We start from the raw sequence: 21016 nt of genomic DNA, 5'->3' as shown, positions 1-21016 counted from the left end.
GGTTCACCTCCGTGCAGCCATGGTGGGCCGGCCCCCGGTCCGCTGATCCGGCGATTTCCGAATAGTCCCTTCTTCGAAGCATCCCCATGGAGACCATGATGGGCTCGTCCTTACGTGGAGTGGCGCTGGGTGCCGCCCTGATGCTGCTCACCGGCTTGTTCCACGCTGGTGAGGCCGTGGCGAGCACGGCGTCCCCGAGGATCACCGCCGCGACGGCGCAAAGTCCGCCGGTGCGGCCGGAAGAGGGCCAGGCGGTCGCGGCGGCCCGCGCATCGGGCGAGCGGGTAGAAGTGCTGTCGCTGCGGAGCGAGACGCGGCAGGTGTTCGCCAACGCCGACGGCACGTTCACCTCCGAGACCTCGGCGCTGCCCGAGCGGGTGCGGAGGGGCACCGGCTGGGTGGACGTCGACACGACGTTGCGCTTCGCCGAGGACGGCACCGTACAACCGGTCGCCACCCCGCTCGACCTGGCGTTCTCCGGCGGCGGGACGACTCCATTGGGCCGCATCGGCCAGGGCGGGCGTTCGGTCGCGATGAGCTGGCCGGGCACGTTGCCGAAGCCGGTGCTGGACGGTGACACCGCGACCTACGAGTCGGTGCTGCCCGGCGTGGACCTGAAGGTCACGGCTTCGGTGCTCGGCTACTCCGAGGTCCTGGTCGTCAAATCCCGGCAGGCCGCGGCGAACCCGGCGCTGTCGAAGATCCGCTTTGGCATGCGCGGCACCGGGGTGTCGGTGCGCAGGACCGAGACCGGCGGCCTTCGCGCCGTGACCGAGGACGGGACGTCGGTGTTCCACGCGCCGGCGCCCCGCATGTGGGACTCGTCCGGAACCGTGCTCGCGCGACCTCTCGCCGCCGCGCCCCGGCCTGACGGCCGGCAGGCGGTGATGCGCGTCGAGGCCACCTCCGGAGAGCTTGTGCTGACGCCCGACCCCCGGCTGCTCACCGGCGCCGGCACCGTCTACCCCGTCTACATCGACCCGGAGTGGACCGGCTACAAGCAGGCCTGGACGTACGTGGACCGCGCGTACCCGAGCCAGGAGTACTGGAACTCCAGCCACATGCCCGAGGCCGGCAACTACGGCAGCGGGATCAAGCGGTCGTTCTTCCGGATGGACTCCAACAACGTCAACGGCACGCACATCCTCAAAGCGACGTTCCGCATCACCCAGGCCAAATCATGGGGCTGCACCTCCTCCCCGCAGGCCGTACAGCTCTGGCTCACCGGCGGGATCTCCTCGTCCACGACCTGGAACCGCCAGCCATCCTGGGTGGACTGGCAGGACAGCGTGTCCTCCGACGCCGGGTACAGCTCCTCCTGCCCCGACAAGGGCATCGAGTTCAACGTGACCGGTGCGATCGTGAAGGCGGCGAAGTCCGGCTGGTCCAGCACCACGTTCGGGCTGAAGGACTATGACGACACCGGCAGCGGCACGTGGGGGTGGAAGGGGTTCGCCAACGCGCCCAGGCTGGTCATCGACTACAACACCCCGCCGTCGCCGCCCTCGGGCGTGGGCACCTACCCAGGGACGCCGTGTGTCACCGGAGCCAGCCGTCCCGCGGTCAACGCCGGGAACGCCGAGACGCCCCTCAAACTGAAGGCCAAGATCTACGACCCGGACAAGGCCAACGACGGCGTGCGGGCCGAGTTCGTCCTGCATCACTACAACGCGGCGACCGGCGTGTGGGACGACGCGACCGCCACGCTGCCCGGCGGCGGCAAGACCGCCTACAAGAGCACCACTGTGGCGACCGACCACTCCGTCACGCAGTCCACGCTGCTCACCGGCCACAGTTATGCCTACAGGGTCAAGGCCTACGACGGCACCGACTCCAGCGCGTGGAGCAAGTGGTGCGAGTTCACCGTGGACACCGTCGACCCGACCACGCTGCCCAAGGTCACCTCGGCCGACTATCCCGCCGACACGCCCGACGACTGGCAGGGCGGGGTCGGTTCGGCCGGCGTCTTCACGCTGGCGCCCGGCGACGGCGAGACCGACGTCACCGCCTTCAGGTTCGGGTTGGAGGACCCGGCCCTGGCCACGGCGGCGACCCAGGTGTCGATCCCCGCCGGGCAGACCTCCGTGACCGTGCGGGTCGCGCCCCGCCATGACTGGCTCAACTCGCTGTTCGTCTTCCCGGTCGACCGGGCGGGCAACGTCGGCAAGACACCCGCCGTGTACAGCTTCTACGTCAACGCCGGCGCCGACCCTGTGGGGCACTGGCGCCTGGATGAGACCGCCGGAACCACGGCGGCCGACTCGGCGGCCACCCCGCACCCGGTGACGCTGGCCGGCGGAGCCGGATGGGTGCGCGGCCGGGTGAACGGGGCCGTGCATCTGAACGGCACGACCGGGTACGGCAGCACGGCCGGCCCGGTGGTGCACACCGACCGGGGCTTTTCGGTGTCGGCCTGGGCGAGGCTCAGCAACGGCATCCAAATCGGCCAGTACGGCCACACGGTGGTCAGCCAGGCGGGTGGCCGCGCCGGCGGGTTCGAGATCTACTACTCCAACGACACCGGCAGATGGGTCTTCCGCAAAGCCGATGCCGACGCCGACGGCACGACCGGCGCCCAGGCGGTTTCCGACGCGGCCGGGGAGCGCGGTGTGTGGACCCACCTGACCGGTACCTACGATGGGATCACCCGGCGATTGCGGCTGTATGTCAACGGGCGGCTACAACAGTCCCAGCCGGCGTCCACCGCCACGCCGTGGGATGCCAGCGGGCCGCTGGAGATCGGCCGGGCCCGCAGGGACGGCGCCTGGGGTGGCTACTTCACGGGTGACCTCGACGACGTGCGGGTCTGGGACCGGATCCTGTCCGACGATCCCCGCACGGTGAACGATCCCAAGCTGGGCGACGAGATCGCGGCCATGGCCAAGCAACCCCCGGCCGACGTGGGACGGTGGAAGCTGGATGAGGGTACCGGCACCCTCTCCGCCGACTCCTCCGGTTACGGCAGGAACGCCACGCTCGGCGGCGGCGCCACCTGGTCCGCCGACGGTGTCGGCGGCACGGCGGCACTCCGTCTCGACGGCACGACCGCCTACGCCTCCACCCCGGGCGTGCGGTACATCCCCACCATGGCGGGTCCGCTTCGCACCGACCACAGCTACACGGTCGCGGCCTGGGTGCGTCTGACCGGCGACGACACCTGTGCCATGCCCGCTCGCACGCTCACCGCGGTCGGGCAGGACGGCGCCTGGAACAGCGGCTTCTCCCTCGGCTACCGAGCTTTCACGGAGAACGGCGCCGAGGTGTACCGCTGGACGTTCAGTACGACGAGCGGCGACAACGACACCTCCACCATGACGCACGCCGCATCCGCGGAGCCGATCGACTGCTCGTCCCTGAACGCCTGGACCCTTCTCGTCGGCGTCTACGACGAGGTCGCCAGGGAGATCCGGCTGTACGTCAACGGCCAGTTCTCCGACTTCCGGTCCACCACCGCCACCTGGAACGCGGCCGGCGCGCTGCAGATCGGCAGGGCCAGGAACAGGGGCGCCTACGTCGACCACTTCGCCGGTGACATCGACGACGTCCGCACGTACGCGGGCGCCTTGACCGACCGCCAGGTGGTCGACATCGCCATGGGTCTCCCGCTGGACGGCTGAATCCGGCCGGGCTCTTCCATTCCTCTTGACGAGGTTCGCTGACGCGCAACCGACACCCCCCGGAGGTAGTCGTGCTCGGTACGTCCCGAGGCTGGATCACGGTGGCCGGAGTGCTGGCCATCGTGGTCCCCGCCACGCTGCTCAACCCCGTGAAGGCCCAGGCGATCGGCGATCCGGGCTGGCACAGGGCCCAGGAGCAACATCCCGTGCCCGGGCGTGCTCTCAAGGCCCGCCCACCGGCCCCGGACCCAGGGGCGGCGTTCGACCTTGCGGACGCTCCTGCGGTGGCCTGGCCGCAGCCGGGCGCGGCCCTGGTGACGTTGCCGGCCGGCGGCGCGCCAGCCGCGAGCCCCGCTCCGTCCGCGAGCGCGAGGACCACCGGGAAGGTACGGGCCGGTGACCTTCCGATCTGGCTCGGCGCCACCGGCGCACCGGCGGCGCGCCAGGCCGGAGAGGACGTGAAGCGCCCGGACTCCGCGGCCGCACCGGCCGTCGAGGTGCGCGTCCTGGACGGCCGGACGGCGCAGGCATCGGAGATCGGCGGGCTCGGCCTCCGGCTCACCCCCCAGGCCCGCCCCGCCGGCAAGGCTCGCATGGCGGTCGAGGTGGACTACTCGGGCTTCCGGTACGCCTACGGCGGTGACTGGGGCTCGCGGCTGCGACTGGTGCGGTTGCCCGACTGCGCGGCCACCACCCCCGAGCGGCCCGAATGCCAGACCCGGACGCCCCTGTCCACCCGCAACGACGTCAAGGCCGGGCGGCTGTCCGCCGACGTCGACTTCGCCACCGCGGCGCCGATGACGCTGGCGGCCGAGGCGGCGCCGTCCGGATCGGCGGGCAGCTACGAGGCGACCTCGCTCTCACCCTCGGCGACGTGGAGCGTGAGCAACCAGAGCGGGGCCTTCTCCTGGTCCTACCCGTTGCGCCTGCCGCCGACCCCCGGCGGGCCGACGCCGAACATCGGGTTCGCCTACTCCTCGGGGAGCATCGACGGCCGCACGGTCGCCAGCAACAACCAGGCGTCCTGGATCGGCGAGGGCTTCGACTACTGGCCGGGGTTCATCGAGCGCAAATACAAGCAGTGCGCCGACGACGGGGTCACCCCCAAGCGCGCCGACCAGTGCTGGGGCAATCACAACGCCACCATGTCGCTGAACGGCCAGGCCACCGAGCTGGTCCTGGACGACGCGACCGGCACCTGGCAGCCGCAGAACGACGACGGCGCCAAGATCGAAAAGCTCGGCGGCGCGGACAACGGGGACAACGACGGCGAGCACTGGCGGGTCACCACCCCCGACGGCACCCAGTACTACTTCGGCCGCAACCACCTGCCCGGCTGGGCCACCGGCAACCCCGAAACCCAGTCCACCTGGACGGTGCCGGTATTCGGCGACGACGACGGCGAACCATGCCACAACGACAGCGGGTTCTCCGACTCCTGGTGCCGGCAGGCCTGGCGGTGGAACCTGGACTACGTCGTGGACCCGCACGGCACCGTCAGCACCTTCTGGTACACCCCCGAGACCAACCACTACCGCCGCGACGTCACCACCCTGACCGACGGCCAGCCCAACGGCACCCCGACCTCCTACACCCGCGGCGGCCACCTCAAGCGGATCGACTACGGGCAGCGCTCCAACGCCGTCTACTCCTCCTCCGCCCCCGCACGGGTGATCTTCGACACCAAGGAACGCTGCGTCCCCACCTCCGCCTTCGACTGCGCGGAGAGCAAGTTCACCAAGGACAACGCCAGATACTGGCCCGACGTCCCCTACGACCAGAAGTGCGACTCCGGAGAGAAGTGCATCGACAACTACTCGCCGACGTTCTGGACGCGCAAGCGACTGGCCGGCGTCACCACCCAGGTGCTGGTGTCCGGCAGCACCTACAAGGACGTCGACACCTGGACGCTCAACCAGGAGATGCGCGCGCCCGGCGACGGCACGGCGGCGGGGCTGTGGCTGGCCTCGATCCAGCACACCGGCAAGGTGGGCGGATCGGCCGCGCTACCGTCGGTGAGCTTCGGCGGAGTCCAGAAGCCGAACCGGGTGGACGCGCTGGAAGGACGGCCCCCGCTCACCAAGTGGCGGATCTCGGCCATCGACAACGAGACCGGCGGCGCCCTGTCGATCACCTACTCCGGCGCCGACTGCACGGCCGGCAACACCCCTGAACCCGACGCCAACACCCGGCGGTGCTACCCGCAGTACTGGTCGCCCGAGGGCGCCACCACACCGGTCCGCGACTGGTTCCACAAGTACGTCGTCACCCAGGTCCAGCAGATCGACCGTACCGGCGGGGCACCCGATGTGGTGGACACCTACCAGTACCTCGGCGGCGGCGCCTGGCACCACGATGACGACGACGGGCTGACCAAGGAGAAGTACAAGACCTGGTCGCAGTGGCGCGGCTACGGCAAGGTGCGGGTGCTGCACGGCGACCCGGCCGGGCAGCGCTCCCAGGCCGAGTTCACCTACTTCCGCGGCATGGACGGCGACGAGTTGTCCGGCGGCGGGACGCGGGATGTCAAGGTCACCGACTCGGAGGGAACCGAGGTCACCGACGCCGAGGCGCTGCACGGCATGGTCCGCGAGGAGATCCGCTACGACGGCCCCGGCGGGCCGGCGATGAGCGGGACCATCACGGGGTACTGGGTCAAGCAGACCGGCAAGCGGGTGCGCTCCTGGGGCACCACCACCGCGAGCATGGCGCAGCCGGCCAAGGTCGCGAACCGTACCGCGCTGGCCTCCGGCGGGTGGCGGCGCACCCTCACCGACACCGACTACAACAGCGACGGGCTGCCCACGCAGGTCAGCGATCTCGGCGACGAGGCGACCCCCGACGACGACCAGTGCACCCGCACCACCTACGCCCGCGACACCGCCCGCTGGATGGTCTCCTACGCCACACGGGTCGAGACCGTCACCAAGGCCTGCACCGCCACGCCCGACCGTCCCACGGACGTGGTGTCGGACGTGCGCAAGTACTACGACGGCAAGGCCTTCGGCGCGGCGCCGTCCAAGGGCGACGTCACCAAGACCGAGAAGCTCGGCTCCTGGAACGGCGGCCCGCAGTACGTCACCGCCGGCTCCACCACCTTCGACCCCTACGGCCGGCCGCTGGTGGTGACCGACGCCCAGGGCACCACGACCACCACCGCCTACACCCCTGCCACCGGCCCGGTCACGCTCAAGGAGGAGACCAACGCGCTCGGCCACCTGACCAAGACCCAGATCGAGCCGGCCTGGGGTCTGGCCACCGCCACCACCGACCCCAACGGCAGGCGTGCCGAGCTGGCCTACGACCCGCTCGGGCGGCTGACCGCGGTGTGGCTGCCCGGCCATGCCAAGGCGACATACCCTGCCGTTCCCAACATGCGGTTCGGCTACCAGATCCGCACCGACGGGCCGACCGCGGTCTCCACCTCGACCCTGCGCGACGACGGCACCACCTACGCCACCGGGTACGCCCTGTACGACGGCCTGCTGCGGGCACGGCAGACCCAGCAACCCGCTCCCGGCGGCGGCCGGCTGGTCAACGACACCTTCTACGACCCCCGCGGCCTGGTGACCAAGACCAACGACGACTACTACACCGAGGGCTCCCCGGGCACCACGCTGTGGAGCCCGGCCAGCGACGACGACGTGCCCGGGCAGAACGTCACCGTCTACAACGGCATGGAGTGGCCCACCGCGCAGATCTTCCGCAAGCGCGGCGCCGAGCAGTGGCGCACCACCACCACCTACGGCGGCGACCGCGTCAGCGTCGACCCGCCGGTCGGCTCCACGCCCACCACGACGATCACCAACGCCCAGGGCGAGACCACCGAGGTCGCCAGTACAAGGGCGACGGCCCGACCGGCGACTACGACGCCACCAAGTACACCTACACCCGTACCGGGCGGCCGGCCACGATCACCGACACCGCCGGCAACGTCTGGGCGTACCACTACGACCTCCGGGGCCGGCCGACCCAGATCGACGACCCCGACAAGGGCCCCGCGACCCTGAAGTACGACGACAGGACCGACCGCCTCACGACGGTCACCGACGCGCGCGGCAAGAGCCTGTTCTACGCCTACGACGTGCTGGGCCGCAAGACCGCCGAGTACGAGGGAACCTCGGCCGGCGGCACGAAGCTCGCCGAGTGGACGTTCGACAAGCTGGCCGACGGCACGGTCGTGTCGGGCCAGCCTGCCTCCTCCACGCGGTACGTCAAGAACGCCACCACAGGTGGGCTGGACGCCTACACCAGCGCGATCACCGGCTACGACCAGGCCTACCGGGCGACCGGCACCCAGACCGTCATCCCCGCCTCCGAAGGCGGGCTGCAGGGCACCTACAAGACCAGCACCGACTACAACTTCGACGGCACCGTCCACCGCACCGTGCTCCCCGCCGCCGGAGGGCTGCTCGGCGAGACGATGCTGTACGACTACGACGACGACGGCAATCCGACCACGCTGCAGGGCCTGACCAACTACGTCACCTCGACGACGTACTCCAAGCTGGGCCAGGTCCTGGACATGACGCTGTCCACCGGTGCCAAGCGGGTCAAGCAGACCAACTTCTACGAGGAAGGGACCAACCGGCTGACCCGCTCGATGTATGAGCGGGAGACCGCGCCGATCTCCGTCGCGGACACCAACTTCACCTTCGACCCATCAGGCAATATCACCAAGATCGCCGACACACCGTCAGGCCAACCCGCCGACGTGCAGTGCTTCGAGCAGGACTACCTGCAGCGCCTGACAGAGGCCTGGACCGCGACCGACGGCTGCGCCTCCGGCCCGTCCCAGGCGATCATCGGAGGGCCCGCCCCGTACTGGCAGTCCTTCTCCTACGACGTCGTGGGCAACCGCACCAAGGAGGTCCAGCACGGCGCGGCCGGCGACGTGACCAAGTCCTACACCTACGCCGGCCCGGGCAAACCGTATCCGCACACCTTGACCTCGGTCTCCTACCAGGGCGGGGAGCGGGACGGCCAGAGCGACGTCTACACCTACGACAAGGCCGGCAACACCACGGAACGCGGATCAGGCCGCACCCTGGAGTGGGACGTCCAGGGCCACCTCGCCAAGTCGACCGACCCCTCGGGCGTCAGCACGTTCGTCTACGACGCGAACGGCGATCGGCTCATCCGCCGCGACCCCACCTCCACGACGCTGTACGTCGCCGGCATGGAAGTCCGGCTCGACACCAAGACCGGCGCCAAGACCGCGACCCGCTACTACACCCACGCCGGCCAGACCATCGCCACCCGCACCAGCAAGGGGGTGACCTGGCTCGGCGCCGACCACCACGGCAGCGCGGACACCTCGGTCGACGACACCGCCGCCCAGGCGACCACCCGCCGCCGCTTCACCCCCTTCGGCCAGATGCGAGGCCCATCACCTTCGTACTGGCCAGGCGAGCGCGGCTTCGTCGGCGGCACCATCGACACCAGCACCGCCCTCACCCACCTCGGCGCCCGCGAGTACGACGCCGAGACCGGCCGCTTCATCTCCGTCGACCCCGTCTTCGACGTCTCGAACCCGCAAAGCTGGAACGGCTACGCCTACGCAGGGAACAACCCGGTCACCGTCTCCGACCCAAGCGGCCTGTGGTTCGACAGCCCGCAATGCGGCTCGCGGTGCGGCGCCGGCGGAGCGAAAGACGACGACCGGCCCCAGTGGTCGCCACCCCCTCCCCCGCCCCCGACCAACCCGCCCCACTGCGGACGCTGGAGCTTCGGCTGCAAGGCCAAGAACCTCTGGAACCAGCACAAGGCCACCATCGTCAACGTCACGGTCACGGTCGTCGTCATCGTCGGCTGCGAGGCGGCCACCCTTGGCGCCGGCAGCATCGGCTGCGCGGCGGCGGGCGGAGCCGCCGGCAACCTCGCGGGCTACCTGGTGTCGACACCACGCGACGAGTGGAGCGCCGGCGGAGCCTTCAAGTCGGCGGCCGTCGGGGCGCTGCTCGGTGCGGCGGGCGGCGTGGTGGCCAAGGGCGCCTCGGCCGGCTTGGGCAAGCTCGCCACCACGGCCGCGGGCAGGTCCGTCGCAGGAGCCGTCACCAGAACGGCGGGCAAGGCCAAATCCGCCCTCGGCAAGGGCGGTGGAGCCGCGGACGATGCCGCAAGCGCCGCACGCTGGGGCGGCGGTAAGGGCGAGGCCGCACGCAAGAAGGGGGCGGCGGACAGGTCCGCCGAAAGCCCGCGTGCGAGGTCCAGCAAACGTTCCAGCTGTGAGAACAGCTTCGTCGCCGGAACCAAGGTCAAGCTGGCCAACGGCACACACAAGCCCATCGAAAAGATCAAGGCAGGCGACAAGGTCCTCGCCACCAACCCGGCGACCGGCAAGACAACGGCCAAGGTGGTTCTCGCCGCCTACTCAGGCGTCAACTACCTCAACCTGGTCCAGATCATCGTGGACACCGACGGCAAGCGTGGCAACGCGACCGGCATCGTCCTCACCACCGAACATCACCTGTTCTGGGACGCCAAGGACCTCACGTGGGTCCGCGCGGACCAACTCGCCCCTGCCGACGGGCTGCGGACCCCCGAGGGCAGGGCCCTCCACGTCATCACCACCACCCCTTACCAGGGGCACCCCACCGTCCACGACCTCACGGTCGACGACCTTCACACCTTCTATGTTCTCGTCGGCGACCAGGATGTTCTGGTCCACAACTGCGACGTCGCGGATCATCCGAGCGACTGTAACTGCTCTGGTTCCGACTCGGGCTCAGACGAAGAAGCAAGTTCAGACGAAGTAGCAAGGCCTAGCTTGTTGCAGCGGCTGGGGCAACGATACCCCCGAGTATCGGACGGGTTGGTGTCTGGATTTTCTGCTCAGGACTCCTACTCCACGTATGTCGGCCGCTATACATCGGCGGTGCCAGGGAACGTGGGGAATTATCTCTCGGCGGGGGGCCAGCCCGCGGCATTCGCAGCGGGCTTCGTTCGAGGCTTCTTGCGTTCTCGGCCACCGCGTGACTGATGCGACCGGGCCAGCGTACCCAGATCGGCTGATCCGGCCAGCGCATGAGGGCGGGTCAGCCGGTGAAGGAGTCGAATTCGCCGGCCTTGACGCCCTGTCCGGGTCTGCCGCACGGATCACCGCTTCGGCGTACTGCCGCCCGAGCCCAGCCGCTGACGGTAACGGGTCACACAGCCGGGCCCTCGCCCCGGCTGCGTAGCGACACTGCGGTCGCCGGCCGAGCTTCCGGAAATCGGGCGAGCCCGGCGGCCGCGGTCGTAGCCGTTGGCGCGGCCGGTTCCCTTACCGGCCGCGCCACGGAGTCGATCACTTGGCCAGCGAGAGCCGGTCCAGGTCGGGGGCCGAGGTCTCCACCGCCTCTCCCGTTGAGAAGCCGGCCGGGCCGCGTGGCGTGGCTCTGTGCGGATCCTGTGCGGGTGGTCGGCGATGATGTGCCCACCTTGATCCTTTCGCGGGAACCTGAGTGGGACATGAGGAGCGCCAGTGGCACCGAGCGCCGTCCGGCCAGCTACGGCCATGACCGTGACGCCCCGAGGCGATACCGGGCATATGCGGTTACAGATCCTCGGGCCGATACGGTTCTGGAACGGTTCGAGCTGGGCGCCGGTCCCCGGCTGCCGTCCGCGGACGATGCTGGCCCTGATGGCGATCCACGGGGGACGACCGGTGCCCATCGACCACATGGCGGCAGAACTGTGGCCGTCCGCTCCCCCAAGCTCGGCGCCGACCCTCATCCGGGGCTACATCCTGCGACTGCGGCGTGCGCTCGGCGACCTCGGCGGGGCGACCATCGTCACCCGGCCCTCAGGGTACGAGCTGCGCTGCGCCGCGGACACGACCGACATCGGCCGATTCGAGGCGCTGACGGCCCAGGGCCGGGCGACCCTGGCCAGGGGCGCCGTGGAGGAAGCCCACCGGTGCCTCTCCAAGGCTCTGGACCTGTGGCGCGGCGAGCCCTACACCGATGCCCTGCTCACCTCGGCGGTGGCCGCGGAAGCGAGCAGGCTGGGCGAACGCCGGCTGGCCGCCGCGGAAGCCCGCGTGGAGGCGGCCCTGCTGCGCGGTCAGGGCCACGAGGTCATCCACGAACTTCAGAGTCTGACGCGTGAGCATCCCCTGCGCGAAGTTCTATGGGGGCAGCTCATGCGCGCGTTCCACGCCGCCGATCGGCGGGTGGACGCCCTGGAGGCCTACCGCCGCGCACGGCGGACGCTCGTCGAGGAGCTCGGCCTGGAACCCGGGCCCGACCTGCGGGAACTGCACCAGGCCATCCTCGACGGCAGGCCGGTTCCCGTCCGTGGCACGCCCCTGCCGGACCGCGCCACCCCTGTCCACCTTCGGGGCCCGGACGTCACCGTCCCGGCGTCGCCGCCCTTGGAAACGCGCCGGGACGTCGCGGCGTTCACCGGCCGCCGGGATGATCTGGCGTCCCTCCGGCGGCTTGTGACCGAGGCCGGCAGCCCGGGAGCCGTCGTGATCACGGGAGCGGCCGGCGTGGGCAAGTCCGCCCTGGCGATCCACCTGGCCCACCGGCTGCTCGGCGACTTCCCCGACGGCCAGTTGCACATCGACCTGCGGGGCAGCCACGAAAGTCATCGGCCCCTCGAACCGCGTGAGGCCCTCGGGCGCATGCTGCGCGCGCTCGGAACCGCCCCCGGCGCCGTGCCGGCGGAACCGGCCGAGGCGGGCGCCCGATTGCGTTCGCTGACAGCGGGCCGCAGGATGCTGGTGCTCCTCGACAACGCGGCGGACGCCACCCAGGTCGAGCCCCTGCTCCCCGGGGAACCATGCGCGGTCCTGGTGACCGGCCGGCGTTCCCTGACGACCTTGGGGTGCCCGGTCCACCACCTGACCACCCTGCCGGATGAGGAATCGCTCGCTCTGCTCGTCGGCCTCATAGGCCGGGAACGCCTCGCCGCCGATCCCGCCGCGGCACGGCGACTCGTCCGATACTGCGAAGGGCTCCCCCTCGCCCTGCGCATCGCCGCCGCCCGCCTCGCGGCCCGCCCCCAATGGCCCCTGCGCTGGCTCGCCGACAGGCTGGAGAGCGAACCGCACCGCCTGGACGAGCTGCGAATGGAGGAGCTGTCCGTGCGCTCGGCCCTCACCGTGAGCCTCCGCGACCTGGAGCGCGATCCGGACGGCCCGGAGCTGACCCGATTGCTCTCCCTCCTGGCCTTCCCCCGTCTCCCCCACATCACCGTCCTCCACGCCGCCGAACTCGCCGACACCAGCCCCGCCCGCACCGAGAGACTCCTGGACAAACTCCTCGACACCCACCTCCTGCACTCACCCGAACCGGGCCTGTACCGGATGCCCGCCCTGACGCGCCTGTTCGCCGGGGAGCGCGCCGCCCGCGACCCGCTGTCCATGCCCGCGAGCTGAGCCTGCGGTTCGGCGCCGGCGCCGAACGCCCGCGCGGGCTCCGTCGCCTCACTCCTCGTCCAGCAGGCCCATCGTCTCCGGGAGGTTCAAAAGCGCCTCCCGGCGTACCGGGTCGTCCTCCGACTCCGCCTCCTTGACCAGCAGCCCCGCCACGGTGCGCTTGTCCGCCTCCGACAACTGGCCGAACAGCGCGCACGCGGGCTCCAAGATGCTCGTCGCGACGTCTGGATCGATGTCCTCGTCGTCGCTCAGGTCGATCGAGACCAGCATGCAGGCGAAAGCCCTTGCCAGCACCTCGTTCATTTCCATCAGGGTGCCACCTTCACTCGCATGTTCATGATCAGCAGATCACCGAAGATCTTCCGTGTGCGACTGGCCTCCGCTACGGTGGGGACTTCCCACAGCCCTGTGTAGCCATTCTGCTCGAGCGCGAGAGATTGGTTCATCGCCTGCCGGTAGGTCTTGTTGCGGTGCGTGACACTGACCTTTCGATCTATCAGAACCCCGTTGCGGCCGTCCACACCGCTGGCCTCGGCGGCGACCCTCATCCGGGGTTACGTCCTGCAACGGCGGCGAGCGCTGATGGACGCCAGCGGCGGAGAGAGCGTCTTCACCCGGCTGTCCGGTTACGAAATGCGCTGTGCCCCAGACATCACCCGGTTCGCGACCCTTACGGCGCGGGGGCCGGCGGCGGGCCAGGGGTTCCGTGGAGGAAGCTCACCGGCTCCTTTCCCAGGCGCTCGGCCTGTGGCGTGGCGAGCCCTATACCGATGCCCTGCTCACCTCAGTGGTCACCGCGGAAGTGAGCAGGCTGGGCGAGCGCCGACTGACCGCCGCCGAAACTCGCATCGAGGCTGCTCTGCTGCGCGGCCAGAGCTACGAGGTCATCCACGAAATCCAGGACATGACGCGGAAGCATCCCCTCCGGGGGCCTGTGGGAGTAGCCCATGCGGGCGCTTTACGCCTCGGACCGGCGCGCCGACACCCTCGACGCCTACCGCCGCGCGCGGCAGGCGCTCATAGAGGAGCTCGGCCTGGAACCAGGCCGCGGTCTGCAGGAGCTGCACCAGGTCATCCCCGACGGCAGACCGGTTCCTGCCCCGGACGCGGCCGTGCCCGGCCACACCGCCGCCCCGCCGTCCACGTGCGAGGCCGGAAACCCCGGTACCGGCATCGCTCCCCCTGGAAACGCCCCGGGACGTGGTGGCGTTCACCGGCCGACTCGACAACGAACAGAACCGCCTCGGAGAACTCGAATAGAGGACCTGTCCGTTCGCTCCGCCTTCACCTTCAGCCACCGCGGTCTCGAGAACGACCCGAGCGGCCGGGACCTCACCCGCTTGTTCTGCCTCCTCGGCGTGTCCCGTCGCCCCCAAGCCACGATTCCCCTGGCCGCCGCGCTCGCCGGCACAGACCTCGACCAGGCCCAGAAGCTACTTGGGAAACTGTTGGACATCTGCTTCCTGAAGTCAGTCGAACCGGATTGCTACCAGATGCCCGATCTCCTGCGACTGTTCGCCAGGGAGCAGGCCCACCGCCACATGACCTCCTGCGGCATGTGAGGTCAATGTGTGATCACGGTGATGACCACGGCCTCCTCGTTGAGGATCACCTGCAAGGATCCGGCCCAATGAGAGATGTTCCCGTTCTCCTGGCGCAAACCGATCGTGCTCCTGATCGCGTCTTCCACGTACTGGGGTGCGACGCTTCGCCCGTAGTCGTAAGCTCCGCCGGCCTGGCGGATCTGCGGCATACGGCTGGACTTCCCTCCCTCCTTCGGACGGGGACGAGGTGAATAGCGCATGCCGCTGAGCTGCATCCGATCGACGGCATGCCGCGTGTAGAGGCGCCCACCTACGTTCGCGTACTCCCGGCCGTTTCTTGTGACCTTGGGATAGTTCTGCCACGTATCCCAAGGAATCTTGGCAGGGGGTACATGGTCGACGGGCCTCCCCGCGGCTTTCTTCGCCGCCCTCTGCGCCGCCCTCTGCGCCGCCTTCTGAAGAGCCTTCGCCGCGACAGCGCGGGCCGCGCCACCGGGGCCCGCGACGACCGGAGCCCATTCGCCGATCAACTTGCCCGTCTTGTGCATCTTGCTGTTCGGGTCGCCCCAGGTTGGGATTTCGTTGGGGATGGGGCTGTTCTCGGCGGCCCTGTCGACGGCGTTGTGACATCCGGTCGGGATGCCGGGTGGGCAGGCCAGCTTCAACATGCTGCTCGTGAGGTCGTTGATGAACTGGGGGACGGCCTCCACGGTCCCGACGAAACCCTTCGCCACTCCGCCGCTGAAGTTCCACGCGTGGCACAAGGCGTTGCAGTCGTTGACGGGAGGGCCGCTCACCGAACCGCTGCCGCTGCCGCTGCCGCTCGAGGAATTGTTCTTCGGGCAGCCGCCCAGTGCGGGGGCGCATTCGCTTTGCTCGCGGGTGGGACAGGCGCCGACGTCGCATCTGGTGAGCCCGGTGGGGTCGCTGGACGTGACCGGGCTGTTGTTGGCGTAGGCGTAACCGTTCCAGCTCTGCGGGTCGCTCTCGTCGAAAACCGCGTCGACGGACATGAAGCGGCCCGTGTTCGGATCGTACTCGCGGGCGCCCAGGTGGGTGAGGCCGGCGCTCGCGTCGATGGTGCCGCCGACGAATCCCTTGTCTCCGGGCCAGGTGCCGATCGCCGTGCCCCGCAGCCGGCCGAAGGGCGCGAAACGGCGCTTGGTGAGGCCACCGGTCGTCGCGTCGACGGCGACCTCGCTGGTGCCGTGGTGGTCGGAGGACAGGAGGGTCACGCCCGCCGTCGTACGCATGGCGACCGTCTCGCCACCGTAGGTGTAGAACCGGGTGGCCTGGGCGGTCGTCGCCCCCTTGCTGAGGCGGACCTCGAGTCCCGGCAGGTAGACGGTCGTGCCGTCCGGGTCGCGGCGGATCAGCCGGGTGCCGGTGACGTCATAGGCGTAACCGGTCTCGCCCTCCACCGGATCGGCGACCTTGGTCAGACGGCCTTCGGCGTCCCAGGTGAGCGTCTGGTCGCCAGAGCCGGTGTTGCGCTTGGCGGTGTTGCCGGCGGCGTCGTAGGCGTAGCTCTCGGTGCGTGCGCCGGTCCCGGTCTGGGTGACGCCGGCGAGCTGGTGTCCCTTGAACGCCGCGTCGACGCCGGTGCCGCCGGCGTAGGCGTAGGCGCGTGTGGACGCCGCCCGGTTGCCGAGGTCGTACTCGGTCTCGCTGGTCCGGTTGCCGGTCGCGTCATAGGCGTACGCGAACCGGTACGGCGCGGGGCCGCCGAGCGTCGCCGAGGCCGGGTCCACGACGCAGGTGTCGCCGGCCTGCGTCCAGGCGTCGGTCAGCCTCCTCAGGTGGTCGTACCGGAAGCACTGGTTATCCGTGCCCTCCCGCGAGACGTCCGCGATCTGCGTGATGTTGCCCGCGTTGTCGTAGCCGTAGGTGGCGCTCCGGTCGACGCCGGCCATGCCGGTGTGCACGCTGCTGCTGGTCCGTAGCCGCTGGCTGCCGAACTCGTAGCCGTAGACCTGGTCGACCTGCTTACCGCTCCCCGTGGAGAGCCGCCTGCCCAGGAGCTTGCCGGTCTTGCTGTAGTCGGTGCCGATGACGTACGACGACAGGTTGCCGCTCAATTCGACGGGACGGCCCAGGGCGTCGTAGGTCGGGGCGATCACCTCGGCCGCCAGCCCGCCCGCGGCCGGGCTGCTGACCGACTGCACGCTCCCGTCCAGGTTGTAGACGGTGTTGAACTCGTATCCGCTCGCGGGGGCGAGCAGAGCCTCGGCCGCCGGCAGGCCGGTCAGGGTGACGCTGACCCGGGTCGGCCTGTTAAGGGGGTCGTAGAAGCCGACCGCCTGGGTATAGGCGGCGCCGCCCGAATAACGGGTCGACCGGGCCGGCTGCCCCTTGCGCACCGTGTCGTAGGTCCACTCGGCGAGCTTGGTGCCGGGTGCGCCCTTGGTCGTGTCGTACTGCGCGGTCTTCCGGCCGATCGGGTCGTAGGTGACGCTGATCTTGTTACCGCGGGCGTCCTCGGTCTGGACGAGCTGGTCGAGGTCGTTGTAGGCGTACTTGCTGAGGCCCGAATCCGGGTCGGACTGCTGGACCTTGCGGCCCCGCAGGTCGTAGTCGTACGTCCAGGTGTGCCCGCCCGGCCCCTTGATGGACTTCAGCAGCCCGGACGGCGTGTAGGTGTAGAAGGTCGCGTCGTACCCGCCGGCCTTGTGCTGACGGACCTCGACCGGCCTGTCATGCGCGTCGACGATCGTGGTGGTGGGGATGCCGCCGTCGGGCGGGGTGACGATCGTCCGGTCGCCGTCGTAGGCGTAGGTAGTGCGCCACTTCTCGCCTGTGTCGCTGTTGCCGGCCAGCAGCCGCTCCGCGACGACCCGGCCGAGCCCGTCGTAGGCGTAGACGGTCTGGGTCTCCACCTGCCCGGTCCGGTCCAGCCCGAACAGCGCTCCCTGCGGCGCGCCGTCGGCGTAGTACTCAGCATAGGTCCGGTCCACACTCCCCTGGGCGTTGTAGAACGAGTCGCTGATCAACCGGCCCCCGTCGGGGCCCGGCTCCTGTCTCTGGCGGGACCGCAGCCATCCGTCGATCAGCTCGTAGGAGGTGTCCTGGCCTCCGTCCTTGTTCAGCTCCTTGGTGACGACCGCGGCGATCTTCCCGGCCGCGATCTGGTAGCCGAACTCCCGGGTCGGAACCTGGCTGGTCGTCCGGTCCGGCGCCCACACCTTGGCGACCCTGCCGAGAGCGTCGTAAGCGACGACGGTGGCCTTCCCGCCCGCGTCCGTCGCCTTCAGCTCACCGCCCCACGCGGGATCGAGCTCGGAGATGGCGGTCATCGCCGAGTCGGGATCCCCCGCCTTCACGGGGGGACCCGTGCTCGTCACCTTGGTGGTGAGGCCGTTGGTCTGGGTGTAGGCGGTCGTCGTGCTCCGCTCAACGGCTGTGGCGGCGGTGTTGTCGACCGCCGTCACGGTCTTGGGCCTGCCGTAGGAGTCGTAGACGGCTTTGGTCGAGGGAACGTACCGGACCGCGCCGCCGGTGGTGCCGGTGGCCGCCACCTTCTCGGTCGCCGTGACCAGTCCCCTGGACGGCGCCGCGCCGAACGCCTTGCCGTCGTAGGAGGTACGGGTCCCCGAAATGAGCTGCTTGGTGAAGTCCACCGGCGCGTCGCAGGCGGCCGCGACCGTCTGCACCTGAGCCGGAAGCGCGACCAGCCAGTCGGCGGTGTTCTCCGCCGCCATGGTCGTGGTGGTACAGCGGTCGTCGGCATCGGTGGAGGTGTCGCCCACGTCGTCGACCTGGGTTGGGACGCCGGTCGTGGTGTCGAAGGTCTTGTTGGTGGTCTTGGTCTCCCGCCACCGGCCGCCGTCGAGCGCGGTCAGCGCTCGGGTCGTCTTGGTCCCGGTCAGGTTGGCGGTCACCGTCCCCCAGGACCGGGTCCGGGAGGCCGTCTGGAAGTGCCACGGCGAGGCCACGGTCTTGGACACGGCCGTCCCGCCGGCCTTGTCGTAGGTGACCGTCCGGACCTCCAATCCCTGCAGGGACTCGTGGTCGGGATAGGAGCCGCCCTCGCCGTCGGAGACGTCCACGTCCTTCTCGCCGCCGCCGGTGTTCAGGCGGTCGCCGTCCATGCCCTGGAAGTACCAGTGGTCGACCTGCCCGGGGGCGCCGCTGGTCGCCCCGTTGATCACCCGGACCTTGTCGTAGCCCCGCCACTGCGACCAGGTCTTGTACTTCTCCGGCGTGAGGCCGTCGTCGTCGTCGTAGTGCCAGGCGGGGCGGCCGATGCGGTAGTCGTACCTGGTCACCGTGTCCGGGGAGCCGCCGTTCAGATCCGTCTGGACGGTCTCGGTCACCACGTACTTGTGGAACCAGTCGAGCGTGGGGTCGTCGCTGACGCCGCTGCTCTTGGTCCAGTACGTCGGGAAGCACCTGCGGTGGTTGGTCGGCGCGGCCGGAAGGTCGGACGTGGTGCAGTCGGCCGGGGAGTAGTTGACGTCCAGGACGCCGCCGAACTCGTTGTAGACGGTGCCGAGCCGGTTCTTCACGAACGGCCCGAGGTCGTCGCCGAGCTTGTCCACCCGGTTCGGCAACTGCGTGTAGACGAACGAAACCGGCGGCAGCGTGACGGATGTCGCCCCGGCCAGGCCGGTGTGGACGATGGACGTCAGCAGCAACTGCCGGTCGACGTCCGCCATCCCCCACGCGTGCTTTACGTCCCAGGAGTCCACGGGACGGTGGCCGCTGCCGTCCGCCTTCACGATCTGCGTGGTGACCTTGGTCAGCCGCTTGCGGGACCAGAACGTCGGGGACACGGTGCCGTGGCCGTCCCTGCACGCCTGACCAGAGTCGCAGTGCAGGTCCCAGGGCACGTCCTCCCAGTACTCGGCGTTGTCCTTGATGTTGTCCTCGGCGCAGTCGGCGGCGTTCTCGCGAATGCACCGCTCGGAGACCTCGAAGTCGACCCGGGCCGGGGCCTTCGCCGGGAACAGGTCGCCGTCGCGCAGGCCGTACTCCGCGCGATCCAGGTAGCCCCCGCGCACGTACGGGGTCTCGTCCTCTTCCTCGAGGTTGCGGCCGTAGTGGCTCTTCTCCTGGGCGTAGAAGTACGTGACGGCGTTGCCGTCGCGGTCGACGACCTTGTCCAGGTTCCACCGCCACGCCTGCTGGCACCAGGAGTCCTTGAATTCGGCTTTGTGGCACGGCTCGCCGTCGTCGTCGCCGAAGACGGGAACCGTCCAGGCGGACCTGGTCTGCGGTTTGCCGGCGGCGAGGGTGTTCAGCCCGAAGAAGTACTGGGTGCCGTCGGTCGTGGTGACCTTCCAGTACTCCCCGTCGTTGTCACCGTTGTCGATGTCGGCGCTGGTCAGCTTCTCGATGCGGGTGCCGTCGTCGTTCTTCATCCGCCAGGAGCGGCCTCCGGCGGGGATCAGCTCGCCGCCCTTGCCGTTGAGCGCCATCGTGGCGTTGTCGTAGCCCCAGCACTGGTCACCGGGGTGGACGTCGTAGGTCGGATGCTTGGGCACGCCGTCGTCCTTGCAGGACTTGTAGCGGCGTTCGATGTAGCCGGGCCACAGCTCGAACCCGTCCCCAACCCAGGACGGCTGGGTGTTGGTGTTGGAGGTGCGGCCGTCTATGGACGAGGAGGAGTAGGACAGGGCGAGGTTCGGGGTCAGCCCGCCCGGCACCGGCGGCACCCGAATCGGGTAGGACCAGGTGAAGTCCCCCGCTTGGGTGCCGACGTTCCAGGTCGCCGAGGGCGACAGCGGGGTCGCCTTGTAGTCGCCCTTCTCGCCGGAAGGCTCTGACGCGGCCGCCAGCACCGCCGCGCCCTGCCCGCCGCCCGCGGCGACCTGCGCGCTCAGCGTCCGGCGCGCGGTGTCGTTGGCCGACGCGACCGGCGTCGCCGTGCGGCAGGCGGGCGCGTCGGGGGTGGTGAGCGCGCAGGCGGGCAGCCGGACCAGCCGCAGGCGTGAGCCGTACGAAGCGCCGTACGCCCGGGCGAAGCCCGAGTAGTCCAGGCGCACGGCCATCTCGCGCGCGGCCGGGCCGGTCGGCTCGACCGAGAACAGCACGCCGTCGACTCCGGCGCGCCGTCCGGCGTCCCGGTCCAGCATCCGCACCCGCGCCTTGCCGGGGGGCGCCCCGGCGGGTGAGATGGCACCGACCCACACAGGAAGGTCGCCCGACTTCGTGTTCACCGCCGGGGCGACCGGCCGGCCAGGGTCCGGGGCGGGCAGGGTGATCTCGGCCGTGCCCGGCTCCGGCCACCGCACGCTCGCGGACGGGGCGGGGTCGGTCACCGAAGCGTCGAGTCTTCGCGGCCCGACCTTCACCGCGTGCCCGGCCACCGCCTTGTCGGGGTCGGCCGGCCGGGGCGTGAGCCGGGCGGCGCCCGGCGTCTCTTCCGGCCCGGGGTCGCCCGGCGCCGCCGCCAGCAGCCCCGCGCAGACCACGAGCGCCGTGACGATCGCGACGAGCCGTGGGGCGAGTCGCGCCGTCTTCGGGCCTTTGCCGCTACGCACAGGATC

Annotated in this window: 7 protein-coding genes and 1 pseudogene; 5 read left to right on the top strand and 3 right to left on the bottom strand. The window is 70.1% G+C overall.

Annotated features, from left to right (window positions below; genetic code table 11):
• The first annotated feature begins 86 nt into the window (after nucleotides 1-86).
• From ABD810_RS21160 to ABD810_RS21145, 4 genes are all read left to right on the top strand, one after another.
• A complete protein-coding gene (locus tag ABD810_RS21160; RefSeq protein ID WP_344942885.1) occupies nucleotides 87-3617 on the top strand; it encodes a LamG-like jellyroll fold domain-containing protein in 3531 nt (1176 codons plus the stop codon).
• Between the two features lie 71 nt (nucleotides 3618-3688).
• Nucleotides 3689-7627, top strand: coding sequence for a hypothetical protein (locus ABD810_RS21155; protein ID WP_344942882.1), 3939 nt, complete (start codon nucleotides 3689-3691; stop codon nucleotides 7625-7627).
• A gap of 413 nt (nucleotides 7628-8040) precedes the next feature.
• On the top strand, nucleotides 8041-10599 hold the full coding sequence (locus ABD810_RS21150; RefSeq protein WP_425566932.1) for a polymorphic toxin-type HINT domain-containing protein: 2559 nt from the start codon (nucleotides 8041-8043) through the stop codon (nucleotides 10597-10599).
• Between the two features lie 549 nt (nucleotides 10600-11148).
• Nucleotides 11149-12984 (top strand): AfsR/SARP family transcriptional regulator, encoded by a 1836-nt coding sequence (locus tag ABD810_RS21145; protein ID WP_344942879.1) that lies wholly within the window; start codon nucleotides 11149-11151, stop codon nucleotides 12982-12984.
• Between the two features lie 48 nt (nucleotides 12985-13032).
• Here ABD810_RS21145 and ABD810_RS21140 read toward each other — a convergent pair whose 3' ends face one another.
• Together ABD810_RS21140 and ABD810_RS21135 are read right to left on the bottom strand one after the other, a co-directional pair.
• Nucleotides 13033-13293 carry a hypothetical protein gene (locus ABD810_RS21140; protein WP_344942876.1) on the bottom strand — a complete coding sequence of 87 codons (261 nt, stop codon included), beginning with the start codon at nucleotides 13291-13293 and terminating at the stop codon, nucleotides 13033-13035.
• Nucleotides 13293-13532 carry a hypothetical protein gene (locus ABD810_RS21135; RefSeq protein ID WP_344942873.1) on the bottom strand — a complete coding sequence of 80 codons (240 nt, stop codon included), beginning with the start codon at nucleotides 13530-13532 and terminating at the stop codon, nucleotides 13293-13295. Before ABD810_RS21135 ends, ABD810_RS21140 begins: the two co-directional genes overlap by 1 nt.
• Nucleotides 13533-13624: 92 nt before the next feature.
• Between ABD810_RS21135 and ABD810_RS21130 the strand changes: the two are divergent.
• Nucleotides 13625-14546, top strand: a pseudogene (locus ABD810_RS21130) (AfsR/SARP family transcriptional regulator).
• A 2-nt stretch (nucleotides 14547-14548) separates the two neighbouring features.
• Here the strand turns inward: ABD810_RS21130 and ABD810_RS21125 are convergent.
• The gene (locus tag ABD810_RS21125; RefSeq protein ID WP_344942867.1) at nucleotides 14549-21010 is read right to left on the bottom strand and encodes an RHS repeat-associated core domain-containing protein; all 6462 of its coding nucleotides are present in this window, start codon (nucleotides 21008-21010) and stop codon (nucleotides 14549-14551) included.
• Nucleotides 21011-21016 lie beyond the last annotated feature (6 nt).

The sequence above is a fragment of the Sphaerisporangium flaviroseum genome, from assembly GCF_039537005.1.
Classification (GTDB): domain Bacteria; phylum Actinomycetota; class Actinomycetes; order Streptosporangiales; family Streptosporangiaceae; genus Sphaerisporangium; species Sphaerisporangium flaviroseum.
This window is presented reverse-complemented; position numbering and strand designations above follow the sequence as displayed.